Consider the following 19,069-nt stretch of genomic DNA (forward strand, 5'->3'; position numbering starts at 1 on the left):
TCGCGCGACCCCAAGCCTGTAGAACATGGGTCTGCGTGAGCGGGGCTCCGTCAGGCCGTCGCGACCGCCTGCGGTCCGGCCGCCATGGCGTCGGTCGGCAAGGTCTTCGGCGTGTCGCGGGAGCCCTGGCGATGTGGGCGAAACCCTCCGCCGTCCCGCTTGACCGCGTAGGAGGTCGCATCGGCGTCGCGAAGCAGCGCGTCGAGGGACGCCGTGTCGGACGATGCGATACTGTAGCCGAGGCTGAGGCCGACGCGGATCTCCTGCCCGTCATCGATCTCATAGACTTCGCTCAGGCCGGCGTGAATGCGCTGGGCGAGCCTGTCCGGGGCGGCCGGATCCGCGATACCCGGCTGGACGACCACGAACTCGTCGCCGCCGATGCGGGCGACGATGTCTCCCGGTCCGACGATCCGGCGCAGGCGGCCCGCCACCTCCTCGAGAAGTCGGTCCCCGACGCCATGCCCGAAGGTGTCGTTCACCGCCTTGAAGCCGTCGAGGTCGAAGACGTGGACGGCGACCCGGCTGCGATCCTCCCGGGGCAGTGCGTCGAACGCCTTGCGCAGGCCCAGACGGTTGAAGAGTTCGGTCAGCGGATCGCGCCGCGCCAACGTCGCCATCTGCAGGCGCATGGTGATCAGGCGGCAGGCACTGCGATGGAGATGCGCGATGGTTTCCAGCGCGCTGATCAGGAACACCAGGAACACGGCGCCGGTGAGAAGCCTCGCATCCTCGATGTAGAACGCCGCGGACACGATCGCCGGTCCCGCCGCGAGGAGAACCGCCCCCGTCGCGATCCGCGGACGCACCGAGATCCGGGTGGCGACGCCGGCGCAATAGCCGAACAGCAGCGCCGTCGCCACGATATGCAGCGACAGGTCCGGCTGCGAGAACAGGAACGCGCCCAGCGCGCCCATCGGCGCCGCCATGCACCAGCTCGTGATCGCGTGTCCGGCTTCGACCTTGCGGAAGTCAGCCGGCGCGGGCGTCGGCCCGGCGATGGTCCGGCGATGGACAAGGATGAACAGCGCCTTGCCGATCGAGGCCGCGACCCCGAAGACCGTGATGGCGAGCGCCGCGACCGCACCGGTTTCAAGATAGGCGTAGAACCCGATGATGAAGAAGGTCACGCCGATCGAAGCGGTGGGCAGAAGATTGTCGGCCAGCGCCGAGACCAGAGCTTTGTAGACCTCGACGGGCTCGGTGTGACGCAGCATCAGCCATTCTGATCGTTGTGACGAAGACAGTTCGATATCACAACAGTCGTTTACGGGACGTTGCAGCGCGGGAGCGGATTGCCGTGGCGGGACAGCGGCATCAATGACATGCGGGGTGCCGCGAGGGGGTGCGCTGTGTGGGAGCGCCGAGGCGCCGATGCCGGACAGCGGCTTGCTGCGGCGCGAGCAGCACCGTCGGCACATCAGGCATCATCGATGTCGAAGGAAAGAAATGGTGCCGCTTGCGTGACTCGAACACGCGACCCCGTCATTACGAATGATCGGGAAAACAGCCAATATCAGACACTTGGTCATCCAATGCAGATCAACGTCTCACGGCTGCGACGATTGCCTTGCGAATCCGCTCGCATATTGGCTGCGGTCGAGAAATGTGCGCTGACCAGGCGTCACCTGCTCAATCCGTTGGGTGATGACGGCGACCTTCGTGTCGAGCGCGCCGATCTGCGAAGACAGCGCGGCAGTGCCAGCCGCCGACGCTTCCGCCAGGCGGTCGAGCCGTTCGCTGATCGTGCGGAACGAGGCGTCCAGCCTGTCGTTGAACGCTTGGATCTGCGACTCCGCATTCGTCATGCGATAGGCGATCTGCGGGAGATCCGCCGTCTGCCGCTCGATGCGATCGAACCGCTGGTCGACCTTCTCCTCGCGGGCGGCCCGCTTCTCCTCGAGGTTCGAGATCCCCACTGTGATCGTTGCATAGGATCCGCCGACTGCGAACAGCATCGCGGCGACAGAGATCAGGTTCCCGACCGATATTACGTTCTGCCAGTGCGGGGCGTTCATCTTGCTGTCCGACATAAAGGGAAGACTCTCTGTAACCGTCAGGCCAATTGTAAGTTCCCGCCGTCAGGCGGCATATCGCTTGTCTCGCGCCCAATAGGACGCGATGAAATTGGCGATCTGCGTAGGCAGGTTTGTTGCCACCAGCGCCAGCGCGACCAGCGCCTCCGGCGATTCCCATGCGTCCGGCAGCCATCCGGCCGAGGCTGCGAGGAACAAGATGGCGCCGGTTACGCTCGTTGTCGCCATGCCGGCGATCGCGCCTTTAACGGGCTTATTCATCTGCTCGATCGGCGTCAGGTTCTCCGTTGTCACGGTCTGATCCCCCGCTGGCGGCAGAATCTCCGGCTCGAGTACCATGCCCGACTCAGGCAGTGTCGCAGGCGCCGGCAGGTGCGGCGCCTGGCGCTGCTCAGCGGTCGACGCATACCAGGCCTCGCGGGCTATGCGGGCCCAATGCTTGCGCGACGAATAGTGCTTCGAGCCGGCGCGCTCGAACGCCAGCTCGAATGCCTCGACCTTCCTGTCGAGGCCGTCGGCCGCGACCAGCTTGTCGATTGCCTTCTTCTCCGGCCCCTTCAGTTCGAGGAACAGATAGGCGTAGTTTGCCCGGTCGCTAGCCGGATCGAGCCGGTTGCGAGCGCAATATGCCTCATAGGCGCGCCTGCGAGGCCCTGTCCATTGCGGCCAACCATAGCCACCGCGCGAGCCGGCGACCGTCGGCGAGATCTCCTGCAGCTTCGTGAAGCCGAGGCATTCGTGTCCGAGATTGCCGAGGACCGCAGCGGCATCGTCGACACCGATCGGGAAATCCTGCATCAGCGTTGCCATGATCCACGGCGCCTTAGAGCGAAAGATCTGCTCGGGGGTCATGCTGCGGCTCCTCACCTGCCAGTAGTGGCGATTCTGGCAGTGTAGCGGCGAACGAAGGCCCTCAAGTGCCGCACCTCTCTTGATGCAAGCAGGTTGTCTGAGAGATTCCAGTGTGGTTGGAAGCAAACCCCAAATTTCGCGAGATCTGACGTGCTGAACATGATGAACGAAGACCGAGCCAGGCTGTCAGTCAGCGGCCTATGGCTGATCGCATTCGGTGTGCTGGCGCTTTCATTCTGGCAAAGCCTCGGCAGCTTCGTTCCGACCGCCGATAATGAAACGATCCCTTCCGGGATCGTGCCTGTTGTTCTGTCACAGGGAAGACTGACCAGCTACGCGCTTCTGAGCATCCTTGCGCCGGCTGGGAACATCCACCCGCTGGATCTGCTCATCGGCCTTACAGGTTTCGCGTCTGCGACTGTCGTGGCTTTGCGTGTGTGGGGCCTAGACAAGGGACCATCCGCGATTGCCGGCGCCTTGGTCGCTGCGTCCTTCCCGACAACGGTCCATATGTTCACCTTTTCGACGGTCAACATGGTGTTCGGCATTGGGATGCTTATCGCCGCGAGCGCCGTTTGGTTTTTCGCGTCGGGGCGCTTCGTCCTGTCAGCCCTGCTCGTTCTGGCGACGATCGGCACCTACCAGGGGCTGCTCGCGAACGTCGTGGTGATCTTCCTCGTCTGGCAAGCGGTCGGGCTAATGAGAGGGGAGCGCACCGTCTCTGCGGCGCTCAAGGGCTCGCTCGCTTTTCTGGCATTGATCGCCGTCTGCGCCCTCGTCTACTCGGCCACCGTCTCGGCACTCCTGTCGGCCCTTGGGATACGGCTCCAACTCGTCAACGATATTCTGCGCCCGGATCTGCTGATCAATTCGTTCTGGCAGATGGTGACAGCCGCGGGCGGCTTCCTGTGGGCAATCATCACCGGCCAAGACGTCCTGTTCGTTGACCGCGGAACCTTCGTTGGAGCCTTGCAGATCGCCCTCCTGGCCGCCGCCGTCGGCGCCATCTTTCGGCGCGGCGGATGGTCCCTTCGCACCGTTCTTGCGATCCTGTTCCTGCTGGCGGCCGTTGGGGCACCCTTCCTGTCCATCGCCATTACGGGCGGCGCGGTACGCTATCGGTCCCTGATGTCAGCACCGTTCGCCATGGCAGGCATGGCGGCGGTTGCGGCTTGCTGGGATGCTCGATGGGCGAGAAAGGCCGTTCTGGCAGCGTCGGCCCTGCTCGCGCTGTTCTACGTTCAGGCGACCATGCAGGTGATCCGGGGTGCCTCCCTTAGCTGGCAGGATGACCAGCATCTTGCCAACCGGATCATGGAGCGGGTTGCTGCCATTGACCCGACTATCCTGACGCCGGGCCAAAAAACCGGATTCGAGATGGTCGGCTGGTACGATCGACGAAGCGAGTGGATACCCAACATCGGGCCACGGACGACACTCGGCTATTCCTTCTTCCGCTATAGCGAGTCGCCTTCGCGGGCAGTTGGGGCATTCCAGATCATGGGCCACCCGTTCTTTCGACCGGCGACAAACGCGGAACGCCTCCAGATCGCGGAGCGCGCGGGCGCCATGCCAGTCTGGCCCGCGCCGGGGTCTGTGCAGGTCATCGACGGTGTCGTCGTGGTGAAGTTCCACGAACGCTACACGAATTTCCAGTTGAGCAGATATTGCCCGACCCAGCCCGCCGACGAGTGCAGGGATACCCTTGCACTCGCGAGCGGCGGAGTTCGTTAATTCAGCGTCCAGTTTCCCGGTGCCGCCGCTGTCACCGCAATCCAGTTTGTGGAGTCGACGGCCTCGAATGTGATGCTGGCGCCAACGTCAGTCGAGATTGCCTGGCGGTTGGTGGTTCCGACCTGAGCGCCCATGCGCGGGACATCGCCGGCCTGGGCCAGCACCCGGATGCCTGAGGTTGCGACCATGTTGGTGAAGGTATAGCGAAGCCCCGCTTCTGCCGGCGGCAAGATGAAGGTGGTCTGCGAACCCTGTCCTGCGTTAGTGAAGTGCATCCCGTTCTCGTTGGCACTGATGTTGTGGTTCGCGGTCTTGTTGGCCTGGCCGCGCAATGCCTCGCGAGAGGTGACACCGTCGCGTAGGGTGCGTTCCAGCGGATCGCCAACGATGAAATAGCGGGCCACGGATCCCGGATGGGCGAGAACGTAAGGGGTGGCGCCGAGGTTATCGAGGATTTCATCCTGATAGGTTGAGGCGTCCACCCCTGCGGCTTCCACGACAGCACGTCCGAAATTACGGTAGTCGTTACCCTCAAAGGCATGACGTCCACCTGTGTAGTCAACACCGTCCAGCGTCAGGTTAGAGATTAGAGCACCTCGCTGATCTGCCAGCGGGACACCCCCGCGGTCGAAGGTGTTGCCTTTGACCTTCGCCCCCGAAGCGCCGGAAAGCACGACTGCGTGGGTGTTAGCAACAGCACCGCCGTTGACCAAATCGAGCGCGAAATTCTGAACAAAGTTCCCCAGGAAGGAACCCTTTGCGCCGGCCTTCAACTCGAACACGCGAGACTGCATGTTGATGAAGATACTGGTTTCGACGTTAAGGCGCCGACCGACCCCAGCCAGCCCAGGGCCGACTTCGAGGGACAGGCAGCCCGACACACAGTTGATGGCGGTGAGGCCCTTGACGAGACAGCTGGTGAGTTCGCGTTTGGTCTGAACAACGCCTTGGCACCGCTCAACGATGCCACCTAGGATATTTGCCGTGCCACCGTCGCCGCTAGCGCCACCGATCTTGTTGTCGCCTCCGACGTAGTAGGCCACGTCAGAGAAGCCCCGCACCTTGTTCTCTTCGGCGGAGAAGTTGAAGCAGGCGATGGGGGATGCGAAGCTGTCAGCATTCGGGTTAGTGGCAAGTTCCCCGCCGTACCCGTCACACTCATTCATGAACCAGTTGCGGAAGTACGCGCTGACAAAGGCCGAGGCCAACTGTCCGCCGCCACTGTCGGTTCCTCGCGAACAATCGACATGGAGGTTGTCAGTTCGCAGCGTAGCATCGGCATAAATTGCAGCGCCGGTCAGCGACGGGTCTGCCACCCAGCTGGACCCGTTCCACCTGTGCCCCGTACCGAGCGCCGTGTCCGTAACAGCGGCGTTGAACCACAGGTCATCGAGGCTCTGCGCGACCGGGGTGGCGGTCTGGTAAAAGACGTTGCGGGCGTAGAGGTTGAACAAAGCGGACGTGAAGCCAGTGACGGCCTTAATCCTGTTCCCCGGCTTGCCCTCGATGTCGAGGTCGAAGTTGAGGTTCCGGTCCACGACGCTAGTCGCAAGCCAGAACGGATCGCCCGGAACCATGATCTTGCCGCCGCCTTTGGCGCGGAGGTACGCGATGGCGTTGAGGAAAGCTGCGGTGTTGGCAACGCCCGACGTGTCTGTCTGGTCATACCCGAACCATGCCAGGTTAACCGTCCGGCTCGTAACGGCGAAATGCCGCCCCCCGAGGTCAAGGAGGTAGCCGTTGTGGGCAGGGACGTCTGCGCCATCGTTGCCAGTTTTGACATAAAGCTCGCCGCCGCCGTCGCCGGGCTCGGTGTAGCCCGCAGTCTGAATCCAGGTCGCGAGAGCCGGAAGGTTCTCCGCCTCTGCCGCGGCGACTGTGTCGTAGCTCCGACCGTCGCCGGGGAGGCCCTGTTCGCCTTTATCGCCTGCCGCCGAGAAGGCAAGAAGGATCATGTCTCCCTCGGCGAAAGGGCTTTCGTCGCTAGCAGCGGTGTTTGAGATGGTGAGGTTGAAATAGCCCCCTTCGTCTATCACGGCAGTAACATCGAAGTTAAGCCGCTGCCTTGGGTCGCTGGTGCTGTAGAGGCGAAGGTTTCCTTTGAGGGCGCTGGTGCTGGCCCCGAAGGAGGCAAGGGTCTCTGAGATATCGACGCCATCGGCGTCTAGGGTGTCTGCCCGAAGAACCAAGGCCGCGTCCTGCTGGACGTTGGAGAGTCGGATGCGTCCGTCGCCGGGATCCTCGTCTGCGGTGAGTGTCGAGAAGATGAACCGGGCACCCGAGCCGTTGGCTAACAGCGCGGCGTCCCTCGCAGCCTCGACAGCTGCTTCCAACGCCAGCAATTCAAGTTCCGAAAGACCGTAAACGACCCCCGTACCATCAGCGTTTACAGTGAGGATCCGCCCTGCCTCGAGTGGCCCCATTGGCAGAGGCGCGCTTTGGCCGGGTCCAAGTGCGATCGCTCGATCGATGTCGCGTCGCAGCTCTTGCAGGACCGTTGCCTGTTTCGACAGTTCAGCCTCGAGCCCGGCGCCAGATAACGCGCCACCGCGGATCACGTCGGTCGATCGCTCATGCACACGCTTCGCCTGGACATAGGCGAGGTCGCCATTCTCCAGCGCAGGTGCGAATGTGACAGTAAAATAATCGAATGGTTGTCCGGAAACCTTCTCGGCCGTGACCGCTTCAAAAGTGAAGTCGCCGTCAGCTCGCGATACGAATGCGACAACGTCGAGGACGTCCCAAATCGGAAAGTTGAGCGGACCATAATTCGACCGACCATCGCCGACGATGGTCGACGTCTCGCGCGTTTCGCGCGGCAGCGGATAAGGGTTCGTCATGCCGGACCTCGCTTTTCGGTCCGGACAGAATGACCCGCGCGCGCGACCCTTAACTGCCGCCGGCCTAGCGGTCCGTCATCGCCGGCGCGCGGGACGGTTCCGCCTGGCCGGGCGGCCACCAGTATTCCTGGCCGGTGCGCGATTTCAGCTGTGAGGCCTTCGCCTTGAAGCTCTTGTCGGCGTCCGGATCGACCAGCCATTGCAGCTGGTCGAGCATCAGCCGGCGATAGGCACCGCGCGTCGCCCACCAGGACGAGGCGACCGGCGTATAGCGGCCAGCGAAATTCACCGCCTCGCGGCCGAGCTTGGTATCCTCTCCGGTGGCGAACTGGATGGCATTGCCGACGGTAAGCTGCGCCGCGTCGTCCAGGAAGGCGACAGCCGGGCCGATCAGCGTTCCGGCAAAGCCCTGGCCGAAACGGTTGCTCGAGCCATTGACGAAGTCGCCGAACAGGCCGAAGCCGCCGCCCGTCACCATCGCCTTGAACCAGAAGCTCGGGGCGCTCATGTCCTCGAGATCCTTGCCGTCGGCGAGCGACTTGATCTGCATCGCCATGGCGCCGCCCAGCGTCGCCGTCAGCACCAGGGCGCCGGCATAGTTTGCCGCGCTGCCACGGCCGCCTGACTGGCTGGCAAGGATCTGCTGCAGGGCTTCCACCTGCAGCGTCGTGAAGGACAGGCCGAAGCTCTTGAACTGCAGCGCGAAGTCAATCGCCTCGCCCGCCGGCGTGCCGCGCGGCAGGTTGCCGGTGACGAAGCTCCGGGCGTTCGGCGTGCCGGACGGCACCGAGCGTTCCGACCAGCTCGACGTCAGCTCGGCCAGCTTCTCGGCGACCTCGCGATGCCGGATCGCCCGCAGCTCGGCCTGCGCCGCCGGATCGACGACGGCCTGGCTGGTGTCTATATAGCGGACCTCGCCGCCGCGGCGGGCGATCTCGGTCGGGGTGACGAAGCCGGCGGCGTCGACGCTCGCCCGCATGATCTCCCAATCGTCGGCGTTGATGCCGAAGCCTTCCATCGTCTCGCGCAGCCGCGCCGGCAGCGTGGCGAAATCCTTGCCGGCCTCGTCGGCGAGCGTCGACTGCCAGGCGCGCGCCTCGACGAGCTTGCGGCCCGTCGTCAAAGGTTTCAGGCCGAACACCATCATCGAGCGGTCGACCAGATATTGCGACCAGTTGTGGCCCAGCATCGGGCCGACGAAGCGGGCTTCCGCTTCGATCGTGTGCAGATAATCGTCCCAGATCACGCCGGCGCGCACGATCTCCTCGCGCTTGGCCGTCGACATCATTTTCAGGATCCCGCCGAAATCCTTGGTGATCGGCAGTCCGGCCAGGCGCCGCGCTGCCTGCGCCATGAACGGATCCGTTGTCGCGGCGACGACGCCGGCGGCGCCGAGCAGCGCCGAGTTCATCACGTTCTTGACGCTGGCCGTTGCAGTCGCGACGCCCGAGGCGGCCGTCGGACGGCCGCGCAATTCGGCGAACAGCGCATTGAGCCGCCATTCGGCGAAGACGCCCGGTTCGGTGCCGCGGGCCCAGCGCGAGGCGTCGTCGGCGATCTTCGCCAGAGACGCCTTGCCGACGTCGCCCTTGGCAATCTCGGACCGCACGCCCTGGATCATCCAGTCGAGCATCGCAGTCGGATTGGGTCCGAACTCCTCGAGCATGGCGATGTCGCGCGCCATGCCGTTGACGTGCCGGAAGATCGCCTGCACCGGATCGCCGTCGCCGAACTTGCCGTTATAGGTCAGCCAGTCGTCGGCCGACTTGAAGGCGATGAAGCGATGGTCCTGGCGCTGCGAGGCGAGCGCGCCCTTGCCGCGGCCGCCGGACATTTTCGGCGTGTGGTGGGCCCAGCCGTTGGTCGTGATCGTCTCATAGACATGATCGAGCGCCTGGTCGATGCCGTGCGCGCCGACGGGCTGGCCAGTCAGCGGATGCCGCATCTTGTCGGGGTCAACCAGCGGCCGGATGAACGCTTTCCACTGGTCGCGCCCGGCCTGCCGGATCGAGAGCCCGTTGTGCGAGTGCGGCAACCCGAACTCGTCGAGCTTGGCGATCGCGCCGCCGGCGTTGTTGAAGCGCTGGCGCAGATCCTCGAACACGGACGAGAGCGATCCGGCGAGCCCCTTGGCCGTGGCGTCCCCCGACGCCTGGCCGTGCAGCTCGCGCACCACGTCCTTGATCAGCCCGGCCGAGGCGGTGCGACGGCCCGTCACCAGGTCGCGCGACACGGCCGTCATCAGGTCGGTGAGCTTTCCGTGGGTCATCGACAGGATCGCTTCCTGGCGGCCGCGCACTGAGCTGGCGCCGGCGTAGCCGTAATGCGACAGCGTCTGCACTGCCGCCTCGTACACGTCGGCGTTGCCGTTCTCGTCGCGATAGTCGAGGATCCGGCCCTTTAGCCGCTGGCGGGCCTTTTCCGTCAGCACCGCGCGCCGGCGCTTTTCGATCGCCTGCGCCCGCAGCTCGGCCGCCAGCTCGTCCTGTGCCGCCTTCGCCGCCTGGTCGTCGCCGAGCTGCGCCCGCTTTTGTGCGAACTTGGTTTCGAAATCGCGACTAAGCGCTTCGCCCTCGTCTCGGGAGATTGTGCCTTGGTCAATCGCAGAGTTGATGCAGTCGATGAATGGCATCTATTTATCCATCAAGGCCAGGAGCGCACGCTTGCCACGCTCGATCTGCAGGACTGTCTCCGCAATGCGCTGCGATCCGGCAACATAGATCTCGCCGGTGATCCGGTCTTGCCCGATCACGACGACAGTATCGAGCTTGCCCACCGCCTGCTCAAGCACCTGGTCGGGCGACAGGTCGAGGCACGTCTTGCCAGTGAATGGGTGAACGGACGCCATCATCACGCTCTGCAAGCTTCGACGAGATCGGCAAAGTCGCCATCGCGTTCGGCGCGGGCAAGCAAATCTCCACTGGTTGCATAAGCGATCTCGCCATCGACCGACTTGCCATCAGGAACGACGTCCCAGATCGACACCTGGCCGTCGGCTTCAAGCTCTGCAGATGTCGGGGGGGCTTCACCGGCCAGATCTGCGGCCTGCGATGTGGCGGGCTCTGGCGCCACATCCGGCTTCAGCTGCGGTTCTGGCGGCGACAGCAGCGATCGCAGTCCGTCGCGCTCTATCAGCCCGCTGACGTCAGAAACGAACTGGCGGGCTTCCCTGGCCGCGGGAGAGCCCTGTGCGAAGCGGACCGCCGCCGCGTTCAGCGCGTCAGAGATCGGGCCGCGTGTGCGCGCGAGGTTGTCGACGATCGCGCCGACCGTCTCGGCCGTCACCGCGCGGCTGGCATTGCCGGTATTGTCCAGGACGTTGCCGGCGGCCTCGATCACGTCGGCGCGCTCGGCGAGCAGGGCGAACAGCCGCTTGTCGGCCTTCAGCGTCCGAATTGCCTGGTCGAGCACCTTGACGCGCTCGCCGATCAGCGTCTTCGTCAGGTCGAAGCTGCCGAACATATCGACCTGGCTTTCGTGCCGGACGCCCGACGCGACGATCTCCTCGAGCAACAGCCGTGCCGCGCGATCCGACGCCGGATCGAACTTCGCGAGATCCGAGATCGCCGCGGCTTGCAATGTCGGATCGGCGATCAGTTCGCCGACCAGCGCCGCCTTATTCTCGTCGACCACGCCGTTGACCGCCATGCCCCATGCGTCATCGGAGAGACGCGCCAGGCCCGTCGCCTTGCGGATCATCGGCCCCGTGGTCGGCAACGCGTCGTCGAGGATCTCCGGACGATCGCGCATGATGCGGGCCGCGTCGATCGCCTCGCCGGATCCTTCCTGTAGGTTCTTCTTGGCGGCCAGCGCCCGCACGTCCTCGGCCGTCCAGCCATCGGCCTCGCGGAACAGGTAACCGTCGAGGCGCACGGTCTCGTCGCCTTCCGCCTTGATGCGCCGCGCCAGGCCCATGCGCTGGTGACCGTCGGCGACATAGCGCTTGCCGTCGGCGCGTTCATGCACGATCACCTTGCCGGACGCCGTCGGATCCCACGACTTCACGCCGCGCAGCCGGTCGGTCACGCCGGCCTCGTCGCCGCCGCCCTTGTATTGATAAGTTGCCGCGTCCGTCTCGAGCGCGTCCGGATCGAAGCGCTCGAAGGCGACCGGCTTGTCGCGCACTGACAGCGAGCGCGCCGGCGCCGGCGTCGCTTCGGACAGGATCGGCAATTCCTCCGGCGGTCGCGCCGGCTTCTGCACCGCGCCGCCCGGTGCCGGACCATCCGCCTCGAGCCGCTCGATGCCCTCGCGGATCAGCCGCGACGCCTCGTCGGCCGTGATGCCGTCCGGCACCGGGCCGAAACTCGCCTCATCGAGCGCCTGCTGCTCGCGGGCGACATCGAAGACGCGGGTTTCGAAATCGTCCATGTCGATGCCGAGCCGATCGGCGACGACGCGGAGATCGCCGGCCTGCGGCTCGCCGATGATCACTCGCTCGAGCGCTTCGCGGCCGGGTCCGTCCGTGACCTTCAGCGCCCGCGCGGCCTCGCCGGCGCCGCGCACTAGGCCGCCGAACGCGCCGCCAAACAGGCCGGCGAGGCCGACTTGCTTCAGCGCCGGCACGATGCCGCTCTCGAGACCGTTCTCGGTGCGCCAGCGCTGCGCCGATGTCTGCACGACGCCCTCGACGCCGGCGTTGATGATGGCTTCCGTGGCGATGGTCTGGCCGATCCGGCCGAGCACCGTCCGCGCCGTGCCGGCGCCGCCACCGAGAAAGATCGTCGCGATCTGCAACGGATCGCGCAGCGCGCCGCGAAACGAACCGGCGAGCGTCGCCGCGACGCGCGACACGCCGGTCATGTCGCCTTGCCCGGCCGCGGTCAGGCGCGCCTCTGCAGCCGTCACGACGGCCTTCGTCTCCTCGGCGAAGTCCGGATTGAACAGCGCCGCCTGGCCGGGAAACTTGCCGGACAGCTCGCCCAGCTGTCGGTTGAAGTCGGCCAGCGCCGCCGCCGCATCGCTCTGGATGCGCCGGCGCGTGCCGAACGGGTCGATCGGCACGGTCAGAGGGCCGCTGGTGATCGCCGCCGCCTTGGCGGCCTGCAGCGGGTTCTGCAGCTGGACGCCGGTCGCTTCGTGGATCTGCGCGATGCGCCGGTCATAGGCCTCGAGCGCGGCATCCTCGCGCGAATAGGTGTTATCGATGAAGGTCTGCGCCTCGTCGGTGGCCGAGTAGAGCTCGCCCATCCGACTGCGCGTTTCGTCGTGGAGGAGGTCGCTTGCGAGATTGCCGTATTGCGTGGCAAGCCAGACCGACGGCAGATAGCCGGCAGCGCCGTCGCCAAGGCCCGGCCGCTCGCCCGCGAACGTCATGCCGCGGCCGCCGACGCCGTCGGGGCTTTCCGACAGGAGCAGGGTCATCGATAGGCTCCCGGTACGCGCGCCTCGAGCACACGGCGCATGCCGTCGAGCGCCAGGACGAACGGCCGCCCGTCGGCGCCGCGGATCCACTGCGGATCGTCGGAGGCGGGATCGCCCGCCGCGAAGCGATAGCCGCCGGCGACGGCGACGGGGCGCGCCGCCTTGATGTCGGCGGCCGAATAGGGCTTGCCGTTCTCGCGCACCGGCGGCGCCGAGAAATACGGCCGCGCACCTGGACGCGACCGCTGCATGTCCTGCGGCGCCAAATCCTGGTCGCGGATGGCCTCGATCAGCTCACCGAAGCGATCGGCCCGGATCGTCGGCGGGACGATCGTCCGCGATGTCTCCGACGAAATGAACCCGGTCGACCGGCTGACATCGGCGAGCCCGCCATACTGCACGCCTTTCTCGAAGACGGCGCCGGAGGCTTCCTGCAGCGCGCGCTCGAGGATCGGCTTGATGTCATCCGATTTCGGGTCGACGCCGAGCTGCACGGCGCGCGCCTTGGCGATCGCATGGGCGGCCTCGATCGTCCGGTGCCCGTCCATCGGCACGCCGACAAAGGCGTCGCCCAGCGTCTCGGCCGCGACCTGGCTGCGCAGATCTCCCTTGACCGCCGGGTATTCCCCGCCGTCCGGACCCTTGCCGTGGCCGGCAATGACGTCGCGGGCCGCGGTCGCGGATCCGCCGCCAGCCAGGATCGCACCGGCCTGCATGATGGCCGGCGCCTCGTCGCCCAACTCGCCCAGCAGCGCACCAGCGCGCCGACCGGCCCCGGAGATCAGCCCGCCGGCCAGCTGTGCGGCCGCGTCCGGATCCTGTTCCGCGAGCGCGCGGATCGCGCTGGCCTCCCCCGGCCGCAGATATTTCGGTTCCACCCCGAAATGCGCGGCCGCGGTTTCGGCCTTGACGATGCGCGCGCGCACCTTGCCGGCGATTGCGGCAGGATCGCCACCGGCGGCGACGATCGATTCGTCTTCCGGCAGGATGCCCTTCGCCATTGCGACGCCTATCGGGTCGCGCTTCACGTCGGTTTCCATCCGCGTCAGCTCGCGCCGTGCAAAGTCGGCCGCCCCGCTGGCGATCGCCGCCGGATCCTGCTCGAGCTTTCGGACGTAGCGATCTGCCTCGTCGAGGCTTTGTTCGCGGATGATCCGCGCGGCGCCGATCTTCTCCATGGTCTCGTCGACGATCGCCGTGCCGCCCGGTGCCGTCTTGCCGTCGAGCATGAATCGGCCGAGCGCGTCGGAACCGGGCTCGATGCCGCGCGCGACGAACTCCGCCAGCTGGTCGCCGCGATCGGCGAGGGCGGCCGCGGCCTGCCGGCCTTCCGTGCGCTTGGACGATTCCTGCCGGGTGAGTGTCGCCTCGATGGCGGCCCAGCCGTCGGCGTCGACACCGGCAAGCGTCCCGTCCACGTAGTCCTGTCGCATTGTCTCTCGGAGAGCCGCAACGTCTTCGGGCGTCGTTAGCGCCGCGCCCTGTTTGCCGTAGAAGCCGACGGCTGCCTCTCGACGCGACCGGGCTTTCGCCTTGAACGCGTCGTCGGCATCCATCACGCCGCGGGCAACGGCGCTGTCATAATGAGCATCAACGGCGTGTTGCGCCGAGGCGAGCGCCGCGCCGGCGTCTTCATTGCTGGCATCAAAGGTCTCGATGAGCCGGGCTTTGCCTTCTTCGAAATCCGTCGTGCGCTCCAGGAACTCGAGCCGAGTGTCGATCTCCTGGCGACGCTTCTGATCCGCCAATGCCTGCCGGCGATAGGGCTGCGCCATCCGCTCGAAAGCCGTCTCGTAATCGGCAGCGATCTCCGGAAAGACGTGATCTTCGCGGTGGACGGAGCGCAGCGCCTGAAGGCCAGTTTCGAGAGCGGCAGGATCCTCGCCGAACTTGGCGAAGACGGCGTCGATGTCGGCGCGCATTGTCGCGTCGAGGCGCTCGAGATAGGTCCGCGTGCCGGCGGCGTCATAGGCACGTTCGCGGATCGTGAAGCCGCCGGTCGGGCGGAAACCGCCGCGTCCGGAGCCGGAGATCTCGACAACGGCTTCCGCCGGCGCCGTCACGTCGGCGCCAGGAACAGCCGCGTCGCCGCCCGTGGCAAGCGCCGTCACCGCCCCGGCCGCGCCCTGCTGCGCTGTCGCTGCACCATCGAGCGCCGTCACGTTCGCGGCCACGTTCTGTGGCGCCGGCGAGCCGCCGTCGAGAGCGGCGGCCCACTGCGCATAGGCGAGGCGGTTCGACCAGCCATGCCCGCCGCGCGGATTGCGGGCCGAATAGCCCTGCGGCCGCTCGAAATGCATCAGCGCTTCGGTGGCGGCCTCGAGCGTCCCGGCGCGTTGCAGGCCGGTCCATGCGGTCTTCTCGCGGGTCTGCAACTCATGGACAAAAAAGTCCATCTGCACATCTGTGTCGCGCCAATTCTTGCCTTGCTCGGCATAGCGCGGGGCCTTGGCGAAGTTCTGCAGCGCCGAGCGCCGTTCATTGCGCCACTGCCAGATGCCCGAGGACGTCCCGGCGTCACCGTCCGGACCGTGGGCCAGCAACTGCGATTCCTGGCGGCCGTGCCCGGCCGCTGCGGCAGCGGCAACCGGCGAAAGCCCGCGGGCGATGAGCCCATCGCGGACATAGCGCGCGCGGGCCTTAAGATCGCCCGGTGCTGCCGTCGAGGCGGCGGGAGCGTAAGCCATTGGCGATCCATTCGACGCCACCGACGCCGGCAGGCTGCCGTCGATCGTCGCGCCGGCGGGAGAACCGGCGAGCCCGGCCGCGAGGCCCGCCGCCGTGCCTTCCTGTTCGGCAAGCATGTCGCCGACCCGTCCAGCGCGGGCGCCGAGCCGGTCGAAGGCGGCCGCGACGCGGCGCTGCAGCCCGCCATCGTCGCGCTCAACGCCGAGCAGTCCGTCGGCAAGCAGCGGGTCGACCTGGAACTTGCGATAGCCGACGCTCTCTGTGCGCTGGTTTGCCATGATCTCAGCCCCGCAGGAGAATGTTCGATGCGCCCTCGGCGCCTTGGCCGAGCCCGGTCAGCAGGCCGGCACGGCGGGTTGACCGTGCGCGCGAACGGTAATTGGCCGCGCGCTCAGTCAGCCGAGAAACCCGCGTCTGCTCGGTGCCATTCGCCGTCTCAAGGCCAAGATCGGCCTCACGGAAGGCTTCGCGTCGCGCTTGGCCGGGCGTGCCGAAGGATAGATCGACGCCGGACGCCGCCGTCGCGACATTCTGCTCGCCAATCGCGTCCATCATCGCCCGCTTGATCGAGCTGCGCCGCTCGACGCCCTGCAGCGTCTCGAGCGCCTTTTCGCGCTCGGCGTCGCCAGCGGCCATCTCGAGCGCGTCGGCCTCGGTGTTGGCCGCACCAATGCCGGCAAAGACCGACAGCGCCGTCGCCGTGCCCTGTAGGATCGAGGCGATGGTCGATCCGGTCGTTGCGGCCGCCGCTGTTCCTGCCGCCGCCGTACCGGCGGCAGCGGTGCCCGTCGCAGCGGTGCCAGCACCGGCGCTGAACAGCGACATGAAAACCGTCGCGAGCTCGGCCATCAGAGTTTCTCCTCGAACGTCACGTCACGCACTCTAAGGGGGCCCGGCCGCAATTGAGTGATCACCGCCGTTGTGTCGAGTGTCACGCCGGGAATGCCCGACATCGTTACAAGCTGCGTCTTGGCCGGCGGCGGCGCGTCGACAGGATCCGCCGTCGTCAGCAACGGTACGTCGCGGGGCGGCGTGCCGTTCGCGCCGATCGCGATCGAGCTCGTCTCGATGACATTGACTTTCAGCGTGTGGATGCGACCGGGCCGCCGCACGATCGTATCGTCGCGATTGATCTTGATCCGCGGCATGGATTCCCAGACCGGTGCGACCCACTCGCCGACCGTCATCGTTTCGCCGGGCCAGTCCGTCGAAATCACGCCGGCAGTGACAGTAAAAGGACCGATCGTGTAGCCGCTCGCCGTCTCGGCATAGACCGTGGCGCCGTCGGCGTGGTGTAGGCCGCTGACCGTTCCGGCCGAGTTCGCGGTCTTGATAGTCGCCGAGACTAGATAGGTGTCGGGCGAGAGGATCTCGTAGGCGAGCCCGTCGGCGCGTGACACCGTCAGCCACAACCGATTCTGCGCATCGACGCCCACCGAACGCACCGGCGCGCCGACGGAATATTCGAAGAAAGCAGTTATCTCCTGGTCGCGGATGACCGTCGCGCCAATCAGTCGGCCGTCGTCGCGCAGCAGCCACAGCCGCGTCGCATCGGTGCTTTCCGAACCACGCTGCAGCGCGGTCATGACGATGCCTTCGACCAGGTGCGACGCCAGGAGCGATTCCATCCGGGCGGTGAACGCCGACGAGATGTCGTCGTAGGCGGTCGAGAACAGTACGCCGCCGCGCTGGCCGACATAATAGATGCGGTTTTCGATCTCGACCGGCACCGTACCGCGGGCGAGACCGTTTTCCGTCGTCTTAACGACGTTGAGTGCCTTGTCGCGCTCGATCACTCGGTCGGTGATGAAGTATTCCCGCTCGTCGGTGAACAGCAGGACATACTTGGAATCCTCCACATGTAGGATTTCCTCGACCGAATTGGTGCGGATCGCTTCGAGCTTTGCCCCATCGGCGCGCTGCGACTCGATGTTGACGTTAAAATATTCTCCGGTCCGACTGAACAGCAGGCCCGACGGCTTTGCGCGAAGCGCGGCGTAGAGCAGACGATCTTGAATGATCGTCGCAAAACCGGGCCAGCCGCGCGATGCGGAGATCGCCGGCTCGCCCTTCGTCTCTCCGGTGACTTTGTGCGAAGCAAGGGCAGAGGCTTCGGAAGTGCTTACGACCTGCGCGCTGACATCATACTCGGTGCCAATGAGATCACCGCCGAACGTGATGGTGATCTTGTTTGTGTTCTCGCCCGAGACGTCCGCGCTGGTGACAGTTACACCGGGCCCAAGCGACGGCAGTCCGGCAATGGCCGCTTGAACGAGGGCTGCAAAGCCTGATGTTTCGATATTGCCCGGAACGCCAGCATCGATAGATCCGGTTTCTTCGCCATCGACTATAATGTTGATTGATACGAAGTTTACTCCATCGGCCCAGCGAAAGAATACCTCCCAAACGTCTGCGGTCTTTGAATAAGATCCACCGTAGTCGACCTCGGGAATTCTCTCATACGGCCAATCGTCGACGGTCCATACGCTATCCGATTGTCGCAGAACGCGGATCGATTTCAGATCGCGATGAAAGATCCCGATCGTATCGCCTTCTGCATAGAGCGAGGCCTCCGCAGCAATCGTCGCGGTGATGGTCGGGATCGACAGCATCGCGACGAGCGTCAGCCCTTTGAAGATCTCGAGGCGGCCGGGCGAAATACCGATATGGAAATTGTCGGTCCGCGACCGTTTCAGCCGGAAGAAGCGAGGCGCGGCGCTGGCGCCGGACAGGGTGACGCGCCGCGTGCCGAACAGATTGCGATAGCCCGCCTGCGGGATCGGCTCGACGTTGAGATAGCGCAGCCCGGCCGAGTAATACTGCTTGATGTCGACGCGCCCCGCGAGATCCCTCGCCAGCTCGCCGGCATTCATCGACTGCTGGCCGGTTCCTGCCTGTGCGACCATCAGCCGAACCGCGCGTCGGAGAGAGGATCACGCCAGCGATTGGCCGAATCCGGCGGATCACTGGCGACGTTCTGGCTGATCAGCCGTCCGAACAGGCCGCCGGTTCCGCCTTGGCTAGACGTGCCGAATGCCTGCTGCCAATAGGTCGCCTCGAGCTCCTGGTCGCCCTGTATCGGTACGGCCAGCGTGCCAGCGAGGGCCGTGGTGAAGGCGGCTCGGAAGGCCGGATCCCAGACGGCCGGGTCGACCTCGACCTTGCAGCGGGCCCAGACCGCGTCAACGTCGGCGAACAGCTCGCCACCTTCGATCGAGAAATCGCGCAAGGGTACGTCGCGGCGCGGGTCGGACAGGACTTTGAGCGGCTCGCCGATGCGGTTGCCGGGCAGGCCGAAGCGGTAGCACCAGCCGTTCTCCGGCATGAGATCGACGCGGACCAGGCGATAGGTGACGCGGCAGAACGTCCAGTCGTGCAGGCCGAAGCAATGCGCGACAAGATCCGGCCAGACCGCGTCGACCTTGCCGGAGATGTGGTTTTCGTCGTCGATTGAGAAGGTCGCCGCCTGGCCGAGCTTGATCAGCGCACGGTTGACCACCGTTGCCTTATCGATCGTTTGCTCGGCCATGGCGGCGTCTCCTCCTGTTCGACTGC

The 19,069-nt window shown here is 65.7% G+C and carries 12 protein-coding genes; 1 reads left to right on the top strand and 11 read right to left on the bottom strand.

Going from position 1 to position 19,069, the window contains the following annotated elements:
* Window positions 1-50: 50 nt before the first annotated feature.
* The 3 genes from H536_RS0106105 to H536_RS23125 all read right to left on the bottom strand — a co-directional run bounded on the left by H536_RS0106105 (window position 51) and on the right by H536_RS23125 (window position 2,888).
* Window positions 51-1,217, bottom strand: coding sequence for a GGDEF domain-containing protein (locus H536_RS0106105; protein ID WP_024349625.1), 1,167 nt, complete (start codon window positions 1,215-1,217; stop codon window positions 51-53).
* Between the two features lie 333 nt (window positions 1,218-1,550).
* Window positions 1,551-2,033, bottom strand: coding sequence for a hypothetical protein (locus H536_RS0106110; RefSeq protein WP_024349626.1), 483 nt, complete (start codon window positions 2,031-2,033; stop codon window positions 1,551-1,553).
* 48 nt (window positions 2,034-2,081) lie between these two features.
* Window positions 2,082-2,888: a phage tail tip lysozyme gene (locus tag H536_RS23125; protein ID WP_051141524.1), complete on the bottom strand. Its 807-nt coding sequence runs from the start codon at window positions 2,886-2,888 to the stop codon at window positions 2,082-2,084.
* Window positions 2,889-3,047: 159 nt separating this feature from the next.
* Here H536_RS23125 and H536_RS0106120 point away from each other — a divergent pair, with 159 nt between their 5' ends.
* Window positions 3,048-4,622, top strand: coding sequence for a glucosyltransferase domain-containing protein (locus H536_RS0106120; protein ID WP_244495370.1), 1,575 nt, complete (start codon window positions 3,048-3,050; stop codon window positions 4,620-4,622).
* Here H536_RS0106120 and H536_RS0106125 read toward each other — a convergent pair.
* From H536_RS0106125 to H536_RS0106160, 8 genes are all read right to left on the bottom strand, one after another.
* Complete coding sequence (locus tag H536_RS0106125; RefSeq protein ID WP_024349629.1) at window positions 4,619-7,462, bottom strand: hypothetical protein; 2,844 nt, start codon at window positions 7,460-7,462, stop codon at window positions 4,619-4,621. The genes H536_RS0106120 and H536_RS0106125 overlap by 4 nt on opposite strands.
* A gap of 64 nt (window positions 7,463-7,526) precedes the next feature.
* Window positions 7,527-10,094: a hypothetical protein gene (locus H536_RS0106130; RefSeq protein WP_024349630.1), complete on the bottom strand. Its 2,568-nt coding sequence runs from the start codon at window positions 10,092-10,094 to the stop codon at window positions 7,527-7,529.
* Window positions 10,095-10,313 (bottom strand): hypothetical protein, encoded by a 219-nt coding sequence (locus H536_RS0106135; protein WP_024349631.1) that lies wholly within the window; start codon window positions 10,311-10,313, stop codon window positions 10,095-10,097.
* The gene (locus H536_RS0106140; protein ID WP_024349632.1) at window positions 10,313-12,826 is read right to left on the bottom strand and encodes a hypothetical protein; all 2,514 of its coding nucleotides are present in this window, start codon (window positions 12,824-12,826) and stop codon (window positions 10,313-10,315) included. Before H536_RS0106140 ends, H536_RS0106135 begins: the two co-directional genes overlap by 1 nt.
* The gene (locus tag H536_RS23130) at window positions 12,823-15,792 is read right to left on the bottom strand and encodes a phage tail tip lysozyme (protein ID WP_024349633.1); all 2,970 of its coding nucleotides are present in this window, start codon (window positions 15,790-15,792) and stop codon (window positions 12,823-12,825) included. The genes H536_RS0106140 and H536_RS23130 overlap by 4 nt, the downstream gene beginning before the upstream one ends.
* Window positions 15,793-15,796: 4 nt before the next feature.
* Window positions 15,797-16,363, bottom strand: a complete 567-nt coding sequence (locus H536_RS0106150) for a hypothetical protein (protein WP_024349634.1) — start codon at window positions 16,361-16,363, stop codon at window positions 15,797-15,799.
* Window positions 16,363-18,420, bottom strand: coding sequence for a phage tail protein (locus H536_RS0106155; RefSeq protein ID WP_155898405.1), 2,058 nt, complete (start codon window positions 18,418-18,420; stop codon window positions 16,363-16,365). The genes H536_RS0106150 and H536_RS0106155 overlap by 1 nt, the downstream gene beginning before the upstream one ends.
* Window positions 18,420-19,043, bottom strand: coding sequence for a phage connector family protein (locus H536_RS0106160; RefSeq protein WP_024349636.1), 624 nt, complete (start codon window positions 19,041-19,043; stop codon window positions 18,420-18,422). The genes H536_RS0106155 and H536_RS0106160 overlap by 1 nt, the downstream gene beginning before the upstream one ends.
* Between the last annotated feature and the right edge of the window lie 26 nt (window positions 19,044-19,069).

It is taken from the genome of Aurantimonas coralicida DSM 14790, from assembly GCF_000421645.1.
Lineage (GTDB): Bacteria > Pseudomonadota > Alphaproteobacteria > Rhizobiales > Rhizobiaceae > Aurantimonas > Aurantimonas coralicida.